This is a genomic window from Selenomonas sp. F0473, assembly GCF_000315545.1.
Lineage (GTDB): Bacteria > Bacillota > Negativicutes > Selenomonadales > Selenomonadaceae > Centipeda.
Genome location: NZ_JH992902.1, coordinates 492,858 through 511,650, shown reverse-complemented (window position 1 = coordinate 511,650; position 18,793 = coordinate 492,858). Strand labels below are relative to the sequence as shown.

At 59.8% G+C, this 18,793-nt stretch carries 19 protein-coding genes and 1 tRNA gene; 16 read left to right on the top strand and 4 right to left on the bottom strand.

Going from position 1 to position 18,793, the window contains the following annotated elements:
- The first annotated feature begins 11 nt into the window (after nt 1-11).
- The gene (gene glyA / locus HMPREF9161_RS02370; RefSeq protein ID WP_009728079.1) at nt 12-1,259 is read left to right on the top strand and encodes a serine hydroxymethyltransferase; all 1,248 of its coding nucleotides are present in this window, start codon (nt 12-14) and stop codon (nt 1,257-1,259) included.
- Nucleotides 1,260-1,295: 36 nt separating this feature from the next.
- On the top strand, nt 1,296-1,952 hold the full coding sequence (upp, locus tag HMPREF9161_RS02365; protein ID WP_009728078.1) for a uracil phosphoribosyltransferase: 657 nt from the start codon (nt 1,296-1,298) through the stop codon (nt 1,950-1,952).
- 55 nt (nt 1,953-2,007) lie between these two features.
- On the opposite strand, the gene HMPREF9161_RS02360 is transcribed toward upp, so the two are convergent.
- Together HMPREF9161_RS02360 and brnQ are read right to left on the bottom strand one after the other, a co-directional pair.
- Nucleotides 2,008-2,096: transfer RNA gene (locus tag HMPREF9161_RS02360), tRNA-Ser, on the bottom strand.
- A 66-nt stretch (nt 2,097-2,162) separates the two neighbouring features.
- A complete protein-coding gene (gene brnQ, locus HMPREF9161_RS02355) occupies nt 2,163-3,518 on the bottom strand; it encodes a branched-chain amino acid transport system II carrier protein (RefSeq protein WP_009728077.1) in 1,356 nt (451 codons plus the stop codon).
- 426 nt (nt 3,519-3,944) lie between these two features.
- On the opposite strand from brnQ, the gene murI reads away from it, so the two are divergent.
- The 12 genes from murI to sdhB all read left to right on the top strand — a co-directional run bounded on the left by murI (nt 3,945) and on the right by sdhB (nt 13,510).
- Nucleotides 3,945-4,733 carry a glutamate racemase gene (murI, locus tag HMPREF9161_RS02350; protein ID WP_009728076.1) on the top strand — a complete coding sequence of 263 codons (789 nt, stop codon included), beginning with the start codon at nt 3,945-3,947 and terminating at the stop codon, nt 4,731-4,733.
- A 15-nt stretch (nt 4,734-4,748) separates the two neighbouring features.
- Nucleotides 4,749-5,183, top strand: a complete 435-nt coding sequence (locus tag HMPREF9161_RS02345) for a thioesterase family protein (protein ID WP_009728075.1) — start codon at nt 4,749-4,751, stop codon at nt 5,181-5,183.
- Nucleotides 5,184-5,193: 10 nt separating this feature from the next.
- On the top strand, nt 5,194-5,745 hold the full coding sequence (locus tag HMPREF9161_RS02340; protein WP_369791787.1) for a hypothetical protein: 552 nt from the start codon (nt 5,194-5,196) through the stop codon (nt 5,743-5,745).
- Nucleotides 5,738-6,400, top strand: coding sequence for a coenzyme F420-0:L-glutamate ligase (locus HMPREF9161_RS02335; RefSeq protein ID WP_009728073.1), 663 nt, complete (start codon nt 5,738-5,740; stop codon nt 6,398-6,400). Before HMPREF9161_RS02340 ends, HMPREF9161_RS02335 begins: the two co-directional genes overlap by 8 nt.
- A gap of 134 nt (nt 6,401-6,534) precedes the next feature.
- A complete protein-coding gene (rph, locus tag HMPREF9161_RS02330) occupies nt 6,535-7,281 on the top strand; it encodes a ribonuclease PH (protein WP_009728072.1) in 747 nt (248 codons plus the stop codon).
- Between the two features lie 2 nt (nt 7,282-7,283).
- Complete coding sequence (gene rdgB / locus HMPREF9161_RS02325) at nt 7,284-7,895, top strand: RdgB/HAM1 family non-canonical purine NTP pyrophosphatase (protein ID WP_009728071.1); 612 nt, start codon at nt 7,284-7,286, stop codon at nt 7,893-7,895.
- A gap of 51 nt (nt 7,896-7,946) precedes the next feature.
- On the top strand, nt 7,947-8,432 hold the full coding sequence (locus HMPREF9161_RS02320; protein WP_009728070.1) for a metallophosphoesterase: 486 nt from the start codon (nt 7,947-7,949) through the stop codon (nt 8,430-8,432).
- Between the two features lie 300 nt (nt 8,433-8,732).
- Nucleotides 8,733-9,575 carry a fumarate hydratase gene (locus HMPREF9161_RS02315; protein ID WP_009728069.1) on the top strand — a complete coding sequence of 281 codons (843 nt, stop codon included), beginning with the start codon at nt 8,733-8,735 and terminating at the stop codon, nt 9,573-9,575.
- Between the two features lie 39 nt (nt 9,576-9,614).
- Entirely contained in the window at nt 9,615-10,172 is a 558-nt protein-coding gene (locus tag HMPREF9161_RS02310; RefSeq protein WP_009728068.1) for a Fe-S-containing hydro-lyase, read from the top strand.
- 101 nt (nt 10,173-10,273) lie between these two features.
- Nucleotides 10,274-10,906, top strand: coding sequence for a b558 family succinate dehydrogenase (or fumarate reductase) cytochrome B subunit (locus HMPREF9161_RS02305; protein ID WP_009728067.1), 633 nt, complete (start codon nt 10,274-10,276; stop codon nt 10,904-10,906).
- A 24-nt stretch (nt 10,907-10,930) separates the two neighbouring features.
- Nucleotides 10,931-12,742, top strand: a complete 1,812-nt coding sequence (sdhA, locus tag HMPREF9161_RS02300) for a succinate dehydrogenase flavoprotein subunit (protein WP_009728066.1) — start codon at nt 10,931-10,933, stop codon at nt 12,740-12,742.
- A gap of 15 nt (nt 12,743-12,757) precedes the next feature.
- On the top strand, nt 12,758-13,510 hold the full coding sequence (gene sdhB, locus HMPREF9161_RS02295) for a succinate dehydrogenase iron-sulfur subunit (RefSeq protein ID WP_009728065.1): 753 nt from the start codon (nt 12,758-12,760) through the stop codon (nt 13,508-13,510).
- A 72-nt stretch (nt 13,511-13,582) separates the two neighbouring features.
- Here the strand turns inward: sdhB and HMPREF9161_RS02290 are convergent, their stop codons facing one another.
- Together HMPREF9161_RS02290 and trpD are read right to left on the bottom strand one after the other, a co-directional pair.
- Nucleotides 13,583-14,521, bottom strand: a complete 939-nt coding sequence (locus tag HMPREF9161_RS02290) for a bile acid:sodium symporter family protein (RefSeq protein WP_009728064.1) — start codon at nt 14,519-14,521, stop codon at nt 13,583-13,585.
- A gap of 21 nt (nt 14,522-14,542) precedes the next feature.
- On the bottom strand, nt 14,543-15,562 hold the full coding sequence (trpD, locus tag HMPREF9161_RS02285; RefSeq protein WP_009728063.1) for an anthranilate phosphoribosyltransferase: 1,020 nt from the start codon (nt 15,560-15,562) through the stop codon (nt 14,543-14,545).
- Nucleotides 15,563-15,659: 97 nt separating this feature from the next.
- On the opposite strand from trpD, the gene HMPREF9161_RS02280 reads away from it, so the two are divergent.
- Both HMPREF9161_RS02280 and HMPREF9161_RS02275 read left to right on the top strand, forming a co-directional pair.
- Complete coding sequence (locus HMPREF9161_RS02280; RefSeq protein ID WP_009728062.1) at nt 15,660-16,343, top strand: vitamin B12 dependent-methionine synthase activation domain-containing protein; 684 nt, start codon at nt 15,660-15,662, stop codon at nt 16,341-16,343.
- Nucleotides 16,344-16,369: 26 nt separating this feature from the next.
- Nucleotides 16,370-18,790, top strand: a complete 2,421-nt coding sequence (locus HMPREF9161_RS02275; RefSeq protein ID WP_009728061.1) for a homocysteine S-methyltransferase family protein — start codon at nt 16,370-16,372, stop codon at nt 18,788-18,790.
- The last annotated feature ends 3 nt before the right edge of the window (nt 18,791-18,793 follow it).

Sequence of the window (18,793 nt, the reverse complement as noted above, 5' to 3'; positions counted from 1 at the left end):
GAGCGTTTTTCATGAGCATGATGGACAGCCTGGAGCAGGCGGACCCGAAGGCGTACGAGGCGATCTCGCGCGAGCTGAACCGCCAGCGGACGAAGTTGGAGCTGATCGCCTCGGAGAATATCGTCAGCCGCGCCGTGATGGAGGCGCAGGGGAGCGTGCTCACGAATAAGTATGCCGAGGGTTATCCCGGTAAGCGCTATTACGGCGGCTGCGAGTTTGTCGACGTCGTCGAGCAGCTCGCCGTCGACCGCGCGAAGGAACTGTTCGGCGCCGCGTGGGGGAACGTCCAGCCGCATTCGGGCGCACAGGCGAACATGGCGGCGTTCTTTGCGCTCCTCTCGCCGGGGGACACGATCCTCGGCATGAACCTCACGGACGGCGGACACCTCACGCACGGAAGCCCCGTCAATATCTCCGGCGCGTACTTCAAGGTCGTTCCCTACGGCGTGGATAAGGAGACGGAGCGCATCGACTACGCGGCGCTGGAGCGCCTGGCACTGGAACACAAGCCGAAAATGGTCATCGCGGGCGCTTCCGCCTATGCGCGTATCATTGACTTTGAGCGGATCGGCGCGATTGCGAAAAAGGTCGGCGCATACTTCATGGTGGATATGGCGCATATCGCGGGGCTTGTCGCGGCGGGAGAACATCCGAGCCCCGTTCCGCACGCGGATATCGTGACCACAACCACGCACAAGACGCTCCGCGGTCCGCGCGGTGGGATGATCCTCGGCCGCGACGAGGAACTGGGCGCAAAGATCAACAAGGCAGTGTTCCCGGGGATTCAAGGCGGTCCGCTGATGCACGTCATCGCGGCAAAGGCGGTCGCGCTCGGCGAGGCGCTGCGGCCCTCCTTCAAGGAGTATGGGGCGCAGGTCGTGAAGAACGCGGCCGCACTTGCGGACGAACTGATGCGGCTCGGTTACCGCATCGTTTCGGGCGGCACGGATACGCACCTCATGCTGGTCGACCTCACGAACCGAGATATTACGGGCAAAGAGGCGCAGAACCTGCTCGATGAAGTCAATATCACGGCGAACCGGAACACGATTCCGTTCGAGCCGCGCAGTCCGTTCGTCACGAGCGGCATCCGCCTCGGCTCGCCCGCGCTCACGACGCGCGGTTTCAAAGAAGACGATATGCGCGAAACGGCGCGTATCATCGCGCATGTCTTGGACGCCCCGACGGACGAGGGGCGCCGTACGGAGGCACGCGATCGGGTCGATGCCCTTTGCAAAAAATATCCGTTGTATGAATGAGCCGCCGATTTTTATATCAAAGAAAGGAAGACCTCCATGGCCGATACATTTCGCCCGTCCGACGTTCCAAGTCTGCATCTTGTCGATCATCCGCTCATCCGGCACAAGCTGACGATTATGCGGATGAAGGAGACGGGGACGAAGGAGTTCCGTGAACTGCTCTCGGAGATTGCGATGCTTATGGCATACGAGATCACGCGCGATTTCCCGCTGCGGGACGTCGAGATCGAGACGCCCGTCGCTCCCTGTCGGGCGCAGATGCTTGAGGGAAAGAAACTTGCCGTTGTCCCCATTCTGCGCGCGGGGCTCGGGATGCTCGACGGCATCCTCTCGCTCGTGCCCGCCGCACGCGTCGGACATATCGGCCTTTATCGCGACCCGGAAACGCTCGCGCCCGTCGAATACTATGCGAAACTCCCGACAGGCGTCGAGGATCGGACGCTCATTGTGACGGACCCCATGCTTGCAACGGGCGGCAGCGCTTCGGCTGCGCTGACCCTGCTGAAGGAGAAGGGCGCAAAGAACATCAATCTCATGTGTCTCGTCTCGGCGCCCGAGGGGATTCGCCGCGTCGCCGCCGATCATCCCGACGTACCCGTCTATGTCGCCGCCGTCGACGACCGGTTGAACGAGCACGGCTATATCGTGCCGGGTCTCGGGGACGCGGGCGACCGCATCTTCGGCACGCTGTAAAGACTAAGTGAAATAAAAAAGGACTGCCGGGCGCAGTCCTTTTATCATGCAATCATGGCGGAGAGGGTGGGATTCGAACCCACGGTGCGTTGCCGCATCACCGGTTTTCAAGACCGGCTCCTTAAACCGCTCGGACACCTCTCCATGGGAAACGGTATTTATTTTAGCAAAGAGAGCAAAGCGCTGTCAATAGGCATATGAGGCGGAATATCATTTTGCGGACCGACGATCCCGGATATATGCGGCGCATGTGCCGATTAAGATCCCTGCGGCGGCGGGGAGCATCCAGCCCATGCCGAGCGATGAGAACGGGAGCGCCGCTCCGACAGCGCACAGCAGGGCATACGCGGGCAGAATGTCCCCCGCGGCGGGCGGCAGGACGCGTAGGAGGTCGAATATAGCCGCGGCGCTCGTGCCGACGATCCCGCAGATAAATACGCTGCGCCGATAGCCGATCCGGGCCTCGAGGAGGCATAGGATGATCAGCGTCATCGAAATCGGGTACAGAAAGTACAGCGCGGGGAGCGCGTAGTCGATGATGCGGCTGAGCCCGACATTTGCGACGGCGCAGGAGAACAGGCAGAATGAAATCACATAGACGCGGTAGGAACACGCGCGCGGGAAAAGCCCCGCAAAGGCGGCGCTGCAGGCGGTAATGAGACCGACGGAGGTCTTGAGGCAGGCGAATGTGATCGTGATGCCGAGCAGGATACTGCCGAAGTCGCCGAAGTAGTGCAGGGCGATATGATGGAGCACGTCGCCGCCGTTCGCGTCGATGCCGTAGACGCTGCGGCTCTGTGCGCCGACATAGGTGAGCGCGCCATAGACGGCGACCATCAGCAGGGCGCTGAAGGAGCCCGAGACGATCGTTCCGTACGAAATATCGCGCGGTTCCGAAAGTCCGAGCAGGCGAACCGAACGAATGAGGATATTGCCGTAGGCGAGGACGCCGAGCACATCCATCGTATTGTAGCCCTCGAGCAGTCCCTTAAAAAAGCTGTGCGACGCGTAGGCTTCGGTCGGCGGGGACGCCGCAGCGCCGCCCATCGGGCTGAGCACAGCGGCGCAGATGAGGATACCGAGGAAAAATAAAAAGAGCGGCGTAAGCACCTTGCCCACCCACGTTAGAATCCCGGACGGGCGAAAGGAGAAGCAGAGCGTGACGGCGAAGAAAAGGAGAGAGAAGACGAGGAGCGCCGCGCTTTGCCCCGCGGGGGAAACGAAAGGGACGACGCCCACTTGGAAGGAAACGGTCGCTGTGCGCGGGATCGCAAAGAGCGGTCCGATACATAGGTAGAGCGCGCAGGTGAAGAAATAGGAAAAGCTGCGGCCGACCTTTGCCCCCATGGCAAAGAGGTCTTCGCTTGCGGACAGGCTCATTGCAGTGACGGCGAGGAGCGGCAGCCCTACGCCCGTGATACAGAATCCGACGAGCGCGGGGATCATTTCGCTGCCCGCGGCCTGCCCCATCGCGGCGGGGAAGATCAGATTGCCCGCGCCGAAGAGCAAGCCGAACAGCATGGAGGCGACCAATAGATATTCTTTTTTTCTTAGGCGACGTTTCATAAATATCCTAACTTGCAATAAATTCATGCCATAAAGGAAGGCGCGTTTGGCTCGGAGCCTTGACGGAACTGAGGTAAGCGTCTATAATGAGCGCAGAAAAGGCGCTGTCGGCAGACGGTCAGCCCCATACGGTAAAACCGGAATGAACCGCCTAAAGTTGGCAGCTGGGGGCGGCTGCTTTCTTGTAAAAAGAGCGACCAATACGATAAAAAGTAACGGCGCGTTACATTCGTCTCATTCATGGCGCTCGCCCCATTCTTGCTGTTGGGGCAAGAGCCGACCGCCTACCGCTGTGCGTCTAACAGCGCCTTGCGGACATTATATCAGTGAGAAGACATGTTTGCAATGTGTCTTTTTTTATTGACTGAATCGGCGGATTTGCTGTAATATATTTTGTATCATGCGGTGCAGAAAGGAGTTGAGCGTATGCGCATTGCCCTGTTTGACTCGGGGCTTGGCGGGCTGACGGTGCTCGGCCATGCGCGTCGGGCGCTGCCGGACGAGGAGTTCCTGTTCTTCGCCGACCGTGATCATGTCCCCTATGGGACAAAGACGGTGCCCGAGGTGCGCGGGTTTGTCCGCGCGGCGTTCCGATTCCTCATAGACAAAGAGCGGGCGGAGGCTATCGTTGTCGCCTGCAATACGGCGACGTCGGTTTCTGCGGACGAGATGCGCCGGCTTTATGACATCCCCATCATCGGGATGGAGCCGGCAGTGAAAAAAGCGCTGGATGCAGACGGAACGCGCCGCGTTCTCGTTACGGGCACACCGATCACCGTGCGCGGGGAGAAGCTGCAGCGGCTGATCGATACGTACGATGCGAAACATCTTGTCGATCTTCTCCCGCTCCCGCGCCTTGTCGAGTTTGCAGAACATCGGGAGTTCGTCTCGCCGCGCGTGGAGGAATATCTGCGCGATGCGCTCCGTCCGTTCGATCTCACGCAGTATTCTGCGATGGTGCTTGGGTGCACGCATTTTAACTATTTCAAAGACACGCTGCGTAACCTCCTGCCGGAAACGATGACCTTTGCCGACGGCAACGACGGCACGGTGGAGGAATTGGCACGGCGCGCGGGGCTGACGACATTGCCCGAGGGAGCGCGCACGGCGCGCTGCACATTCTTCGAATCCGGCCGCCGGGTCGCGCGTCCGGAGGCGCTCGCGCGCATTGAGAGCTATATCGACCGTGCCGAGCGCATGGAATTGATTAACTGACGGAAAGGAGCATTCATGCCGATCAGTGTGGAACACCGGGTGAATTTCTACGATACGGACGCGATGGAGGTCGTACACCACGCGAATTATATTCGCTGGTTCGAGATCGGGCGGGTCGCGTATCTGCGCCGGATCGGCATCACGCTCGGCGCGTTGATGGACGCGGGCTATGTATTTCCCATCATCAAGGTCGGCGCGGCGTTTCACGCGCCGGGGCGTTTTGACGATAGGCTCATGATCGAGACGACGGCGACGGCGCTGACGAAGGCAAAGATGGCGTTCGCCTACCGCATTCTGAACGAGGCGGGGGAACTGCTCGTCACGGGCATGTCCGAAAACGTGTTTACGAAACGAGACACGGGGCGTATCACGCGTCTGCCCAAAGCGTTTTATGAGCCGCTTGAGGCGGCGATGAAAGCGGAGAAAGAAGGCCGGACGATTGTTATCTGAAATTACTTTCATCCTAAACTGTATTATTATCGTACTGCTCCTTGCGATTATCGGTCAAGAGGTATTATTTCGCTATCTCGGCACGGAGGAAATTGTGCCGAAGACGGACGAGATGACCGATTTCTCCGTTGTGGAGCATACGGCTGAGAGACTCGTCATTGCGGCGACGATTCCCTTTGCCAACGAGGGAAAGCAGTGCGGCACGATCATGGACGCGATTCTTCGCGTGCAGCTGCCCTATGAGCAGTATGACGGAGCCCTTGTGCGCGGCAAGGTGGAACTTGCGGGCGCGCCGCGTGAAGACGATTACTTCGAGGCGGTGCTCATTCAAAAACGCGAGCGTATCGATCTTGTGCTCAAACTCTCCGTTGAGCCGCGCGGCGGCCGCTCCCTCGAAGAGGCGCTTGCCAATCTCGTCGACTTCCGCATTGACCTCATCTATCAGGAGACGGGGAGGATACCGCAGCATTACGAGAAGGAAATTCTCATCGTCACAGCGGAGGAGATTTGTGCGCTTGCGGGCGTGACACATGTACGGGAAGGAGCGGTGCGAAATGTCTGAGCTGCGCATTATTCCCGTTCCGACGCGGATCCTGACCGAGGACGACGATATCGCGGAGGCAATCGCGTACTACGCCGGCGCGGAGGTGACGGGGGACGATCTCGTCTGCTGCGCCGAGAGCGTGGTCGCCATTACGCAGGGCAGATTCGTCTTTCCGGAGGAGCTGGATATCTCCGCGACGGCGGAGTTCTGCTGCCGCTTTATCCCGGACTACGGCAGCCTCGCGAGCCCGCACGGGATGCAGGCGCTGATGGATGTCGAAGGAAAATGGCGCGTTGCGGCGGCGCTCTTCGCGGGATTCCTCGCAAAACTCGTCGGCAAGAACGGCATGTTCTATAAATGGGGCGGCAAAGAAGCCGCGATGATCGACGACGTAACGGGGACGATGCCGCCGTTCGACAAGGCGATTGTCTACGGTCCCGCGGAGCCCGATCTTGTGGCGCGGAAGATTGCGGCGCGCGTCGGCGCGTTTGGCGCGATGGTCGCCGATGTCAACGATCTGAAGCGTTCGCGCGTCGTCGGCGTTTCGGACGGCGTCGACGGCGCGCCGGCGGCGCGGCTCCTGCTTGATAATCCGTTCGGGAACGCCTCGCAAAAGACCCCGATCTGTATCGTTAAGAATTACAGACAGTATCAAGAGGGGCATACGGCGTAAGCGTCGGATCGTGTCCCATGCAGGCGGCGGAACGCAGGAAGTATGTCCGGGAGATGATCTCGCGGGCAGCGCAGACTTCGGGCGTTTCGCTTTTTTGATGAAAGAATCGTTGAGGAACGAGAGGAGATATATTCATGCCAAGAAGGGATCTGAGACGCACCGATCAGATGCGCCCCGTGCGGATTGAACGCGGTTATCAGCGCTACCCGGCAGGCTCGGCGCTCATTGAGATGGGGCATACGCGCGTTGTCTGCTCCGCAACCGTTGAAGAGCGCGTCCCCTTTTTCCTGAAGGGATCCGGGACGGGCTGGGTGACCGCCGAGTACGCGATGCTCCCGGGCGCCGGGACGGAACGGACGGCGCGTGAGGCGATGCGCGGGCGGCAGACGGGCCGCACGCAGGAGATCCAACGCCTCATCGGACGCGCGCTGCGCGCCGTTGTCGACGTGCGGGCGCTCGGGGAACGGACGATTCATATCGACTGTGACGTCGTGCAGGCGGACGGCGGCACGCGCACGGCCTCTATCACGGGCGCGTTCGTCGCGCTCGTCGAAGCGTGCGCGACGTTTTATACGAAGCGCGGCGTATTTCCCGTGCGCGACTATGCGGCGGCGGTCAGCGTCGGCATCGATGCGGAGGATACGCCTCTGCTCGATATCTGCTACGAGGAGGATGCGCAGGCGATTGTCGATATGAACCTTGTCATGACGGGGGCGGGGAATTTCATCGAGGTGCAGGGAACGGGTGAAGGACGCGCGTTCTCGCGCAAGGAGATGGATGTGCTGCTCGATCTCGGAGAACGCGGGATTCGAGAGCTGATCGATTTGCAAAAGAGCGCGCTCGGCGAGACGTTGTCGTGGCTGCCGGGACGGGAGGGCTAAGGATGAGGACAATCCTCATAGCCACGTCGAACGCGGGGAAAGTCCGTGAGATGGAGCGCGCGTTTACGGGGCTTCCCGTTCGCCTTGTCCCGCTCTCCCGGCTGTGTGGGGTGCTGCCGGACGCGCCCGATATCGGGGAACCCGTCGAGGATGGGGAAACGTTCATGGACAATGCCCGTATCAAAGCACATTACTATAGAAAGGCTGCGGGGATTGCCGCGCTCGCGGATGACTCGGGCCTCTCGGTAGATGCGCTCGGCGGTGCGCCGGGGATCTATTCGGCACGCTATGCGGGCGTACACGGAGACGACGTCGCGAACAATGCCAAGCTGATCGCAGACCTGCGTGCGCGCGGCGCGGAGAATGCGGCGGCCGCCTATCACTGCGCGCTTGCGCTTGTGCTCGAAGACGGGCGAGAGCTGACGGCGGAGGGCGTATGTGCGGGAACTATCCGCCTGCAGGCGCGCGGAACGGGCGGGTTTGGCTATGATCCGTATTTTTATTTAGAGAACGGAAAGTCAATGGCGGAACTTTCCCTCGCGGAAAAATATGCCGTTAGCCACCGCGGCGCGGCGCTGCGACAGATGAAGGAATTGCTTGCGGAGATTTTGTGACATTATAGGGAAAGGCCGTGCCGTATCGGGATGCAGACGGGGGAGGATACAATGAGAATCGGCATTGTCAGCGACAGCCACGGCGATGTGCGTGTTTTTGAGGACATGCTTGCCGTGCCGGGCGCAGCGGATGCGGAACTCTGGTTGCACGCGGGCGACCATGCGGCGGATGCGGAGACGCTGCGTCTATTGACAGAGAAAACGGTCGTATGCGTCCTTGGCAATTGCGATTACGACGAGGACGGCGTCTATCACGAAACCTCCGCGGATGTGGGGGGACATCGCATCTTTTTGGCACACGGACATCTCTTTCGCGTAGAGTTTGGAACAGAGCGGCTTGTTGCCGCGGCGCGGGAGGCGGGCGCGGATATCGCGGTCTACGGGCATACGCATATCGCCCGCGAAGAGCGGGGCGGCGTGACCGTACTCAACCCCGGCAGCATTGCGCGGCCGCGTGACGAGCGGCGCGGCTCTTTCATGCTGTTGGATTTAGAAGAAGGCGCCGCACCGCGCGTGAAACTCATTCGTATAGGATAAAAAATTTAAGTTGCTTTTTGTATAAAATACGGATGATAAGATATAAACTTTCTATATGTAATTTAAAACACATAGCAATCGATAAAAACTTATTTATCGATTGCTATTTTTATGAGCAATAGAAATAAAGAATAATAATGAAATGCATAATTGATTTTTGTCGGAGTTCTCTCTCATAAATTGAATGAGATTCACTTTTCTCAAGCGTCGGCGCGGATTTTCAAAGCCTTGAAAGCCTGAAAAAAATGTGATATAGTCTACTTAACCTGTGTATAAGTTATATTTATAGGAGGGATTATTTTGCGAGAGCTAAACGCAAAAGAAATCACGGAGAACGTCGCCGAGATGTGTATGGAAGCGGCGTATTACCTCCCAAACGATGTGTACGAGGGGCTCAAGAAGGGGAGAGCAACGGAGGAGTCGCCCGTAGGGAAGGTTGTCCTCGATCAGATTATCAGCAACGCGGAGATCGCGCGCGCGGAGGACCGCCCGTACTGTCAGGATACGGGCATGACCATCGTGTTTGCAGAGATCGGGCAGGATCTCCACATCACGGACGGTTTGCTTGAGGACGCGATCAACGAGGGGATCGCCAAAGGCTATACGGACGGATACCTGCGCAAATCCGTCGTCGCGGAGCCTCTCTTTAACCGAAAGAATACGCAGAACAATACGCCCGGCGTCATCTATACGAAGATCGTCAAGGGCGACAAGATCGACATCACAATCGCGCCGAAGGGCTTTGGTTCGGAGAATAAGTCCGGCGTGAAGATGCTCGTGCCTGCAGACGGCGTCGAGGGCGTGAAGAAGGCGGTCATGGACATTATCCGCCACGCGGGTCCCAATCCGTGTCCGCCGATGGTGGTCGGCATCGGGATTGGCGGCACGATGGATCAGGCGGCGCTGCTCTCGAAGAAAGCGCTGACGCGTTCCATCGACGAGCGCCACCCGATGCCCGAGTACGCCAAACTCGAGAATGAGCTCCTCGAGGAGATCAACAAGACGGGCATCGGCCCGCAGCTCGGAGGGACGACGACGGTGCTTGCCGTTAATATCGAGTGGGGTGCCACGCATATCGCGGGAGTCCCCGTCGCGGTCACAATTTGTTGTCATGCGCTCCGGCATGCGCATCGTGTGCTGTAATCGCCTTTTTCTGTGTATTATAATAGGGAGGAATGCGCAATGGCCGAAAGTATTCGCATTACCACGCCGTTTACCGAGGAGATGTCCCGCAGGCTGAAGGCGGGGGACAGCGTGCTCATCACCGGAACGATCATCAGCGCCCGCGACGCGGCGCATAAGGCGATGACCGAAGCGCTCGCAAAGGGAGAGCCGCTGCCGGTCGACTGGCACGATCAGATCGTCTACTACCTCGGTCCTACCCCCGCAAAGCCGGGCGATCCGATCGGATCCTGCGGACCGACGACCTCCGGCCGCATGGACGCCTACACGCCGACGATGCTCGCGCAGGGCATCAAGGGGATGGTCGGCAAGGGCTCGCGCTCGAAGGAAGTCGTGGAGTCAATGAAGAAAAACGGCGTCACCTACTTTGCAGCGGTTGGAGGCGCCGCCGCGCTCATCGCAAAATCGGTGAAAAAGTACGAAGTCGTCGGCTATCCGGAGCTCGGACCCGAGGCCGTCGCAAAACTGACGGTCGAGGATTTCCCATGCATTGTGGTCATCGATTCCGAGGGCAACGATTTCTACGAGATCGGACAGAAACCCTATCGCAAGGAATAACGCCCGCCTATTGGCGGTTCTTATACTTCTGCGGCTTAAGTTTATGGGGATGGTTTGGCGCATGACAAATCATTTGGGTTTATATATTTAGGAGGTATGACATGTTCCACACAACCTTTTACATGCGGCGGCTGCATTCATTGGTCGGTCTTGTCGTCGTCGGCGTGTTCCTCTTCGAGCACGTATTTACGAACTCGACAGTGCTCGGCGGGGCGAAGGCGTTTAACGATGCGCTGGCCATGATGGATCTCATCCCGCGTCCGCTCTTTTACGGGCTTGAGATATTTGCCATCGCGCTGCCCATTCTCTTTCACGCGATCTATGGCATTTACATTGCGGCACAGGCGAAAAATAATCCGAGCAATTATGGCTATGTCCGCAACTGGCAGTTCGCCGTGCAGCGCTACACCGCATGGATCCTCATTCCGTTCCTCATCTGGCATGTCGGCTATATGCGCATTTGGGAGAAGGGCATTATGGGGACGCATATCAATTATGATCTCCTTTATAGCTACTTCGTCACAGGCGATTATGCCATCCTCCACACGGTGCTCTACACCCTCGGCATGATCGCCGCGATTTTCCACTTCTGCAACGGTATCTCGACGTTCTGCATGACGTGGGGCATCGCCAAAGGACCGCGCGCACAGACGGTCATCAACGCGATGGCGATGAGCCTCTGCACCCTGATGAGCCTCGTTACGCTCGCCTTCATGGGCAGCTATTTCATGTAAAAATCGCAGCAAAGGAGAGTAATAATGGCTAAAGTACCGGAAAATAAGGTAATCATCGTCGGCGGCGGCCTCGCCGGTCTCCTCGCGGCGATGAAGGTCTGCGAAGGCGGCGGCACAGTCGATCTCTTTTCCTACTGCCCGGTCAAGCGGTCGCACTCGCTCTGCGCGCAGGGCGGCATGAACGCCTGTATGGATACGAAGGGCGAGCACGACAGCGTCTACGAGCATTTCGACGATACGGTTTACGGCGGCGACTTCCTCGCGGATCAGCTTGCCGTGAAGGGCATGGTCGAGGCGGCGCCGCACCTCGTCAAGATGTTCGACCGCATGGGCGTTCCCTTTACGCGCACGTCCGAGGGCGTGCTTGATTTGCGTAATTTCGGCGGACAGAAGAATAAGCGCACGGTGTTCGCGGGCTCGACGACCGGTCAGCAGCTTCTCTACGCGCTGGACGAGCAGGTGCGCCGGTGGGAGGTTAAAGGGAAAGTCAAAAAATATGAGTTCTGGGAATACATCCGCGCGATCAAGAACAAGGACGGCATCGTCCGCGGCATCGTCGCGCAGAACATGAACTCGAACGAGATCCGGTCGTTCCCGGCGGACGTCGTCATGCTTGCGACCGGCGGCCCCGGGCAGGTGTTCGGCCGATGCACGGCGTCGACGATCTGCAACGGTTCGGCGGTATCCTCGGCGTATCAGCAGGGCGCGCATATTGGCAATCCCGAGTTCATCCAGATTCACCCGACGGCGATTCCCGGATCGGATAAGAACCGTCTGATGTCCGAGGCGTGCCGCGGCGAGGGCGGACGTATTTGGACGTATAAGGACGGCAAGCCGTGGTACTTCCTCGAGGAGATGTATCCGGCCTACGGTAACCTCGTGCCGCGTGACGTCGCGTCCCGCGCGATCTTTAAGGTCTGCGTCCATATGGGGCTCGGCATCAACAACGAACGCCGCGTTTACCTCGATCTCTCGCATATTCCCGCAGACTATCTCGAGCACAAGCTCGGCGGCATCCTCGAGATGTACTCCGAGTTCGTCGGTCAGGATCCGCGCAAGGTGCCGATGGAGATCTTCCCGTCCGTGCACTATTCGATGGGCGGCATTTGGGTCGACCGCAACCATCATACGAATATCCCCGGGCTCATGGCGGCGGGCGAGTGCGATCATCAGTATCACGGGGCCAACCGGCTCGGCGCGAATTCGCTGCTCTCGGCGGCGTATTCGGGCTATATCGCGGGTCCCGAGGCACTGCGCTGGGCGCGCAGCGGCGAGCTCGGCACGGCGCTCACCGAGGATGAGATGGAGGCGGCGCGCAAGGAAGCCGTCGAAGAGTTTGATCGGATCCGCAATATGGACGGCCCCGAGAACGCGCATAAGCTCCATCAGGAGATGGGCGAGATTATGTACGACTACGTGTCCATCGAGCGCGACAACAAGGGGCTCGATATCTGCCTTGAAAAGCTCAAAGAGATCCTGAAGCGCTGGGACGACATCGGCGTAACAGACCGCGGCGTGTGGGCGAACCAGGAAGTCATGTTCGTCCGTCAGCTTCGCAATATGATTCTTTACGCCATGGCCGTCACGAAAGCGGCACGCTGCCGTGACGAAAGCCGCGGCGCACACGCGAAGATACTGCTCGACGACAAGGGCGAACGCATGACGGATGAGGACGGCGAGCTCATGTTCTACGGACGCGACGACGAGCGGTTCATGAAGACCTCCATCGTGGACTACGATCCGAAGACCGAGGAACCGATCATCAGCTATATGGATTTCGAGCATTCGCTCATCAAGGCGCGTGCCCGCAACTACGCCGTTGCGAAAAAAGAGTAGGGGAGGACAGAAGCCATGGCAGAACAGAAAAAAGTACGTTTTATCATCGAGCGGCAGGACGGCCCTATGGAAAAGCCCTATACGCAGGAATTTGAAGTCGACTACCGGCTCGGCCTGAACGTCGTTGCGGCGCTCATGGAGATTCAGAAGAATCCCGTGACGGTTGACGGCAAGCGCGTGCCGCCCCCGGTTTGGGAGTGCAACTGTCTCGAGAAGGTCTGCGGCGCGTGCATGATGGTCATTAACGGAAAGGCGCAGCAGGCATGCTGCGCGCTGGTGGACAATCTTTCCCAGCCGATCCGGCTCCAGCCCGCGCGCACGTTCCCGGTCATTCGCGACCTGCTCATCGACCGAACGGTCATGTTCGAGAGCCTCAAACGTATCCACGGTTGGATCGAGGTCGACGGCACATGGGATGTCAAGGATGCGCCGATTCAGAATCCATATACCGCGGAGACTTGCTACGAACTGTCGCACTGCATGACCTGCGGATGCTGCCTCGAGGCGTGCCCGAACGTCGGTCCGCAGTCCGACTTCATCGGACCCGCGCCGACGGCGCAGACCCTGCTCTTTAACCTCCATCCGCTTGGAAAATTCGATGCGCCGACACGCCTCAACGCGCTGATGGAGAAAGGCGGCATCACGAGCTGCGGCAACAGCCAGAACTGTGAGCGCGTCTGCCCGAAGGGCATCAAGCTCACGCAGCATCTCGCGCAGCTCAACCGCGAGGTCAACAAGCAGGCGCTGCGGAACATGTTCAACCACTGATAGATCGTCGCATACAAACAAGGGGCTGACTGTGATTTTCACAGTCAGCCCCTTTTGCGTCCGTATAATTTCTCAGTGGGAATGTTTTCTCATCCTGCTTGAGAGATAATTTGCCGCAAGCGAACCTGAAATATTGTGCCACACGCTGAAGAGCGCGCCGGGGATCGCAGCGGCCGCGCCGAAGTGCAGCAGGGCGAGGGAGGCGGCGAGCCCCGAGTTCTGCATGCCGACCTCGATGGAGACGGCCTTGACCTTTGCGATGTCCATATGTAGCGCCTTTGCCACGGTAAAGCCGAGCGCGTAGCCGAGGAGGTTGTGGCATATGACGACGAGCATGATGAGCGCGCCCGTCTCCATGATACGCCCCGCGTTCGCCGAGACGACGCCGCCGACGATGAGCACGATGGCGACGACGGAGATGAGCGGGAGTACTTTGACCGCTTTTTGTACGGGTTTCTCGAAGAAACGGTTGATGAGCAGGCCGAGGACAATCGGCGCAATGACGACCTGCGCGATGGAAACCATCATCTTGCCCGCGGGGATGTCAATCCACTGACCCGCGAGCCAAAGAGTGAGGAGCGGCGTCAAGAACGGCGCGAGAATCGTCGACGCCATCGTCATGGAGACGGAGAGGGCGACGTCGCCGCGCGCGAGGTATGTCATGACGTTCGACGAGGTACCGCCCGGGCAGGTGCCGACGAGGATGACGCCCGCGGCAAGCTCCGGCGGCAGGGAGAATGCGTGCGCGAGGAGCCACGCGAGGAGCGGCATGATGCCGAACTGGGCGACGGTGCCGATGAGGATGTCTTTCGGGCGCTGCAAGACGAGCTTGAAATCCTCAAAACGGAGCGTCATGCCCATGCCGAACATAACAATACCGAGTAAAATGGTAATATAAGGCACCGTCCATAGGAACGTCCACGGCTGGAAGAGGGAAACGGCCGCGATGAGGATAACGAAGAACGCCATGAATCGGGAAACGAAAATGCTGAGCTGTTCTAAAAACTGCATGGATGAAAGACCCCTTATTCTTTATTGAGAGATTTTGATAAAGTCATCGAGTTTGCGCAGTGCGCTGCCGTCCGCAATCGTCCGGCGCGCCGCGTCGATGCCTGCGGCGATGGAAGGGGCCGTGCCGTAGATGTAGATAGCGGCTCCCGCGTTGAGGAGGCAGACGTCCGCGCGCGCGTCTGTGATCTCTCCCGAGAGAATGCCGCGCGTCACGGCGGCGTTTTCCTCCGGCGAACCGCCGCGAACGGCCTCTTTGTCTGCAATGGGAATCCCAAAGTCGGCGGGGCTGATCTCGTAGGCATTCTCACGGCCGTCCACGATCTCGCGGATCTTTGTCGGCGCGCCGATGGAGATCTCGTCCATGCAGTCCATGCCGTGCACAATGAGCGCCCGTTTTACACCGAGCGTCGGCAGCACGCGCGCGAGGGGGCGCAGGAGATGGTCGCCGTAGACGCCGAGGAGCATGCATTCGGGATGTGAGGGGTTCGTGAGCGGGCCGAGGATGTTGAACACCGTCCGAATGCCGAGCTCGCGGCGGATGGCGCCGACGTGCTTCATCGACTGATGATAGCGCTGGGCAAAGAGGAACGCGATGCCGACACGCTCCAGTTCCTCGCGCACCTTCTCGGGCGGCTGGTCGATGTTGACGCCGAGCGCCTCGAGACAGTCTGCCGTGCCGCATTTGGACGAGGCGGCGCGGTTGCCGTGCTTGCAGACCTTCAGTCCTGCCGCCGCCGCGATGAAGGATGCCGTCGTCGAGACGTTGATGCTGCCCGAGTGGTCGCCGCCCGTGCCGACGATGTCGATGACCTCCATCCCCTCGTGGATAACGCGCTCGGCGTGGCTGCGCATGGCCGCCGCCGAGCCTGCGATCTCGTCGATGGTCTCCATGCCGCTGCTCTTCGTGGAGAGCGCGGCGAGATAGGCGGCGTTCTCGACGGCCGTCGTCTCGCCCGACATGATCTCGTTCATCACAGCATACGCCTCGTCGTAGTAGAGATCCTTTTTGTCCACAATTTTTTTAATTGCTTCTTTGATCATTGTGCTGCCGCTCCTTGAAAAAATATCGTTTACCATATAAAATACAGTATCGTATTATACCATAAAAAATCTGTGAGGGAAAATTTTAGGAGCGCCTATGTTTGAACCACGCTTTACGGCGTTAAATATGAACGAGATATTAAAGTATCTCGGGTTCCGCGGCCAGGAACTGACCGAAGATATCGCGAAGCAGCTGCGCCGCTGTACGGACGAGGTTCTGCAGGCGGCAACGCCGCGCCTGACGTACCGACAGGCGCCTCTTGTCGACGGCGCCGTGCTCGGCGTCACGTTTGCGGGTAAGGATATCCCGACGATGCTCGCACCGTGCGAAGAGGCCGTTCTTTTCGGCGCGACGCTTGGCCCCGGGGTCGAGCGCCTCATGATGCGCTGCGAGGTCACGAATGCGGCGGATGCGGTCATTATGGACGCGTGCGCAAGCACGGCGATTGAGAATATCTGCAATAATTTTGAGAGCGATATGCGCGCGGAGGTTGAGGCGGGCGGGCGTTACCTGACGGATCGATTCAGCCCCGGCTACGGCGACCTGCCCATCTCCGAGCAGCCAAAATTCTTTGCGCTGCTCGATATGACACGCCGCGTCGGCGTCTCGCTGACGCCGACGACCATCATGGTGCCGCGCAAATCCGTGACGGCGATTATGGGCATCGCGCGCACGCCGCAGCCGCATCGGCCGCCCGACTGCGAGCACTGCCTCATGTTCCGCAACTGTCCGTTCCGCAAGGCAGGCCGCAGGTGCAGAGAAGGCGCGAAGACGGCGTAAATTCCATTTGTTTAGGAGAAATAGGGATGCAGGATATTATCATACTGGACGGAGGCATGGGGACGGAGCTGCAGGCACGCGGCCTTGCCCCGGGGGAGCGCCCCGAACTCTTTGGCATGGAGCATCCGGAGGTCATCGAAGAGGTACATCGCAGCTATATCGCGGCGGGCAGCCGTGTCGTCTACAGCAACACGTTCGGCGCGAACAGGCACAAGCTCGTCGGCACGGGGAAGACGGTTGCCGAGGTTATCGGTGCAAACGTTGCGATTGCGCGGCGCGCAGCGGAGAACTCCGGCGTCTCGGGCGTGCGCGTGGCACTCGACATCGGCCCCATCGGGGAGCTGATTGAGCCGCTCGGGACACTCTCCTTTGAGGAGGCCTATGAGCTCTTCCGCGAGATGGTTACGGCGGGGGAGGCGGCGGGCGCCGACCTTGTCGTCTTCGAGACGCTGACCGACCTCTATGAGGCGAAGGCCGCGGTGCTCGCGGCAAAGGAGCATACGAAACTCCCCATCTGGGTGACGATGACCTTTGAGCAGAACGGGCGCACCTTCCTCGGCGCGGCCGTGCCGTCTGTAGCGGTGACGCTCGACGCGCTCGGCGTTGCGGCGCTCGGCGTCAACTGCTCGCTCGGCCCCGTGGAGTTGCTGCCCATCGTCCACGAGATGATGGAGTGGACGGACCTGCCGATTATCGTCAAGCCCAATGCGGGGCTACCCGACCCGCGCACAGGGGCGTATGAGATGACGGCGAAGGAGTTCGGCACCGAGATGGCGGAGTTCGCGCGGCGCGGCGCCGTCATCATGGGCGGCTGCTGCGGGACAAATCCCGACTTCATCCGCGCGCTTACAAGGGCGACTGCGGCCGGTGCGGCGGAACGCCTGGCGCGCAAAAAGCGCAAGGGCGTCGCTTCGCCGGGCTGCGTTGCTGAGTACGGCAAGCTCAACGTCATCGGCGAGCGCATCAATCCGACGGGGAAGAAGCGTCTCCAACAGGCGCTCCTCGAAGAGGATATGGGCTATATTCAAAAACTTGCCATCTCTCAGCAGGAGGCGGGGGCAAATGTCCTCGACATCAACGTCGGCGCGCAGGGCGTGGACGAGGAGTCGATTATTCCGCGTGTCGTCAAGGCGGTGCAGAGCGTCGTCGACCTCCCGCTCCAGATAGATTCGGCAAATCCAAAGGTCATTGAGGCGGCGCTGCGCGTGACGAACGGGCGTGTCATCATCAACTCCGTCAGCGGCGAACGCGCGCGCATGGACGATATTTTCCCGCTCGCCAAGCATTACGGCGCGGCCGTGCTCGGACTTGCGCTTGATGAATCCGGCCTTCCGGAGTCGGCGGCGGCGCGTATCGCCATCGCCGAGCGCATCATAGAGGAAGCGGAGCGATACGGGCTTGACCGCGAGGACGTCATCGTCGACTGCCTAACGCTCACCGTCTCCGCACAGCAGGAGCAGGCGATGGAGACGCTGCGCGCCGTCCGCGAGGTGCATGACCGTCTCGGCCTGCACTGCGCGCTCGGTGTGAGCAACATTTCCTTCGGACTTCCCGCACGCGTGCATATGACGGAGAATTTCCTTGTGCAGGCGATGCACGTAGGGCTTGATTTCCCCATCGTCAATCCGAATACGAAGGAAATCATGGATGCGGTCGTCTCCTACCGCGCGGTCTCGGGGGAGGATGTGGACTGCGCGGCCTATATCGCGCGCTTTGCCCCCGAGCAGGCGGAGATGCGCCGCCGCAAGGAGCTCGGCCTCACGGGCGATGCGGGCGCGGATGCTGCGACGCAGACGGCGGCAGCGCAGGCGGGGGACGTCGACCCGCTCATGGACGCCATCATACGAGGGCTCAGCGACGACGCCGAGCGCATCACGCGAAGGCTCCTCACCGAGATGGCGCCGATGGACATCATTCAGGAAAAGGTCATTCCGGCGCTCGATATCGTCGGCGACCGCTATGAGAAAGAAATCATCTTCCTCCCGCAGCTCATCAACGCGGCCAACGCCGCGACGGCGGGACTCGAACTGATTAAGGTCAAACTTGCCGAGGCGGGGCAGGGCGTCTCGAAGGGGAAAATTATCCTTGCGACTGTCGAGGGGGACATTCACGATATCGGCAAGAACATCGTCAAAGTCGTGCTCGAGAACTACGGCTATCAGATCATCGACCTCGGGCGCGACGTCCCCGTGACGCGCGTCGTCGAGGTTGCCATCGAGAAAAAGGTCGGGCTTATCGGCCTCTCGGCACTCATGACGACCACTGTCACGGCAATGAAGCGGACGATCGAGGCGCTGCGCGAGGCGGGGCACGACTGTCAAACCGTCGTCGGCGGCGCGGTGCTGACGGAGGACTATGCGCGCGAGATCGGCGCGGACTACTATGCGGGCGATGCGCGCAGCATCGTGGAAATCGCCCGCCGCGTACTGGACGAGCAGGAGGACTGAAAA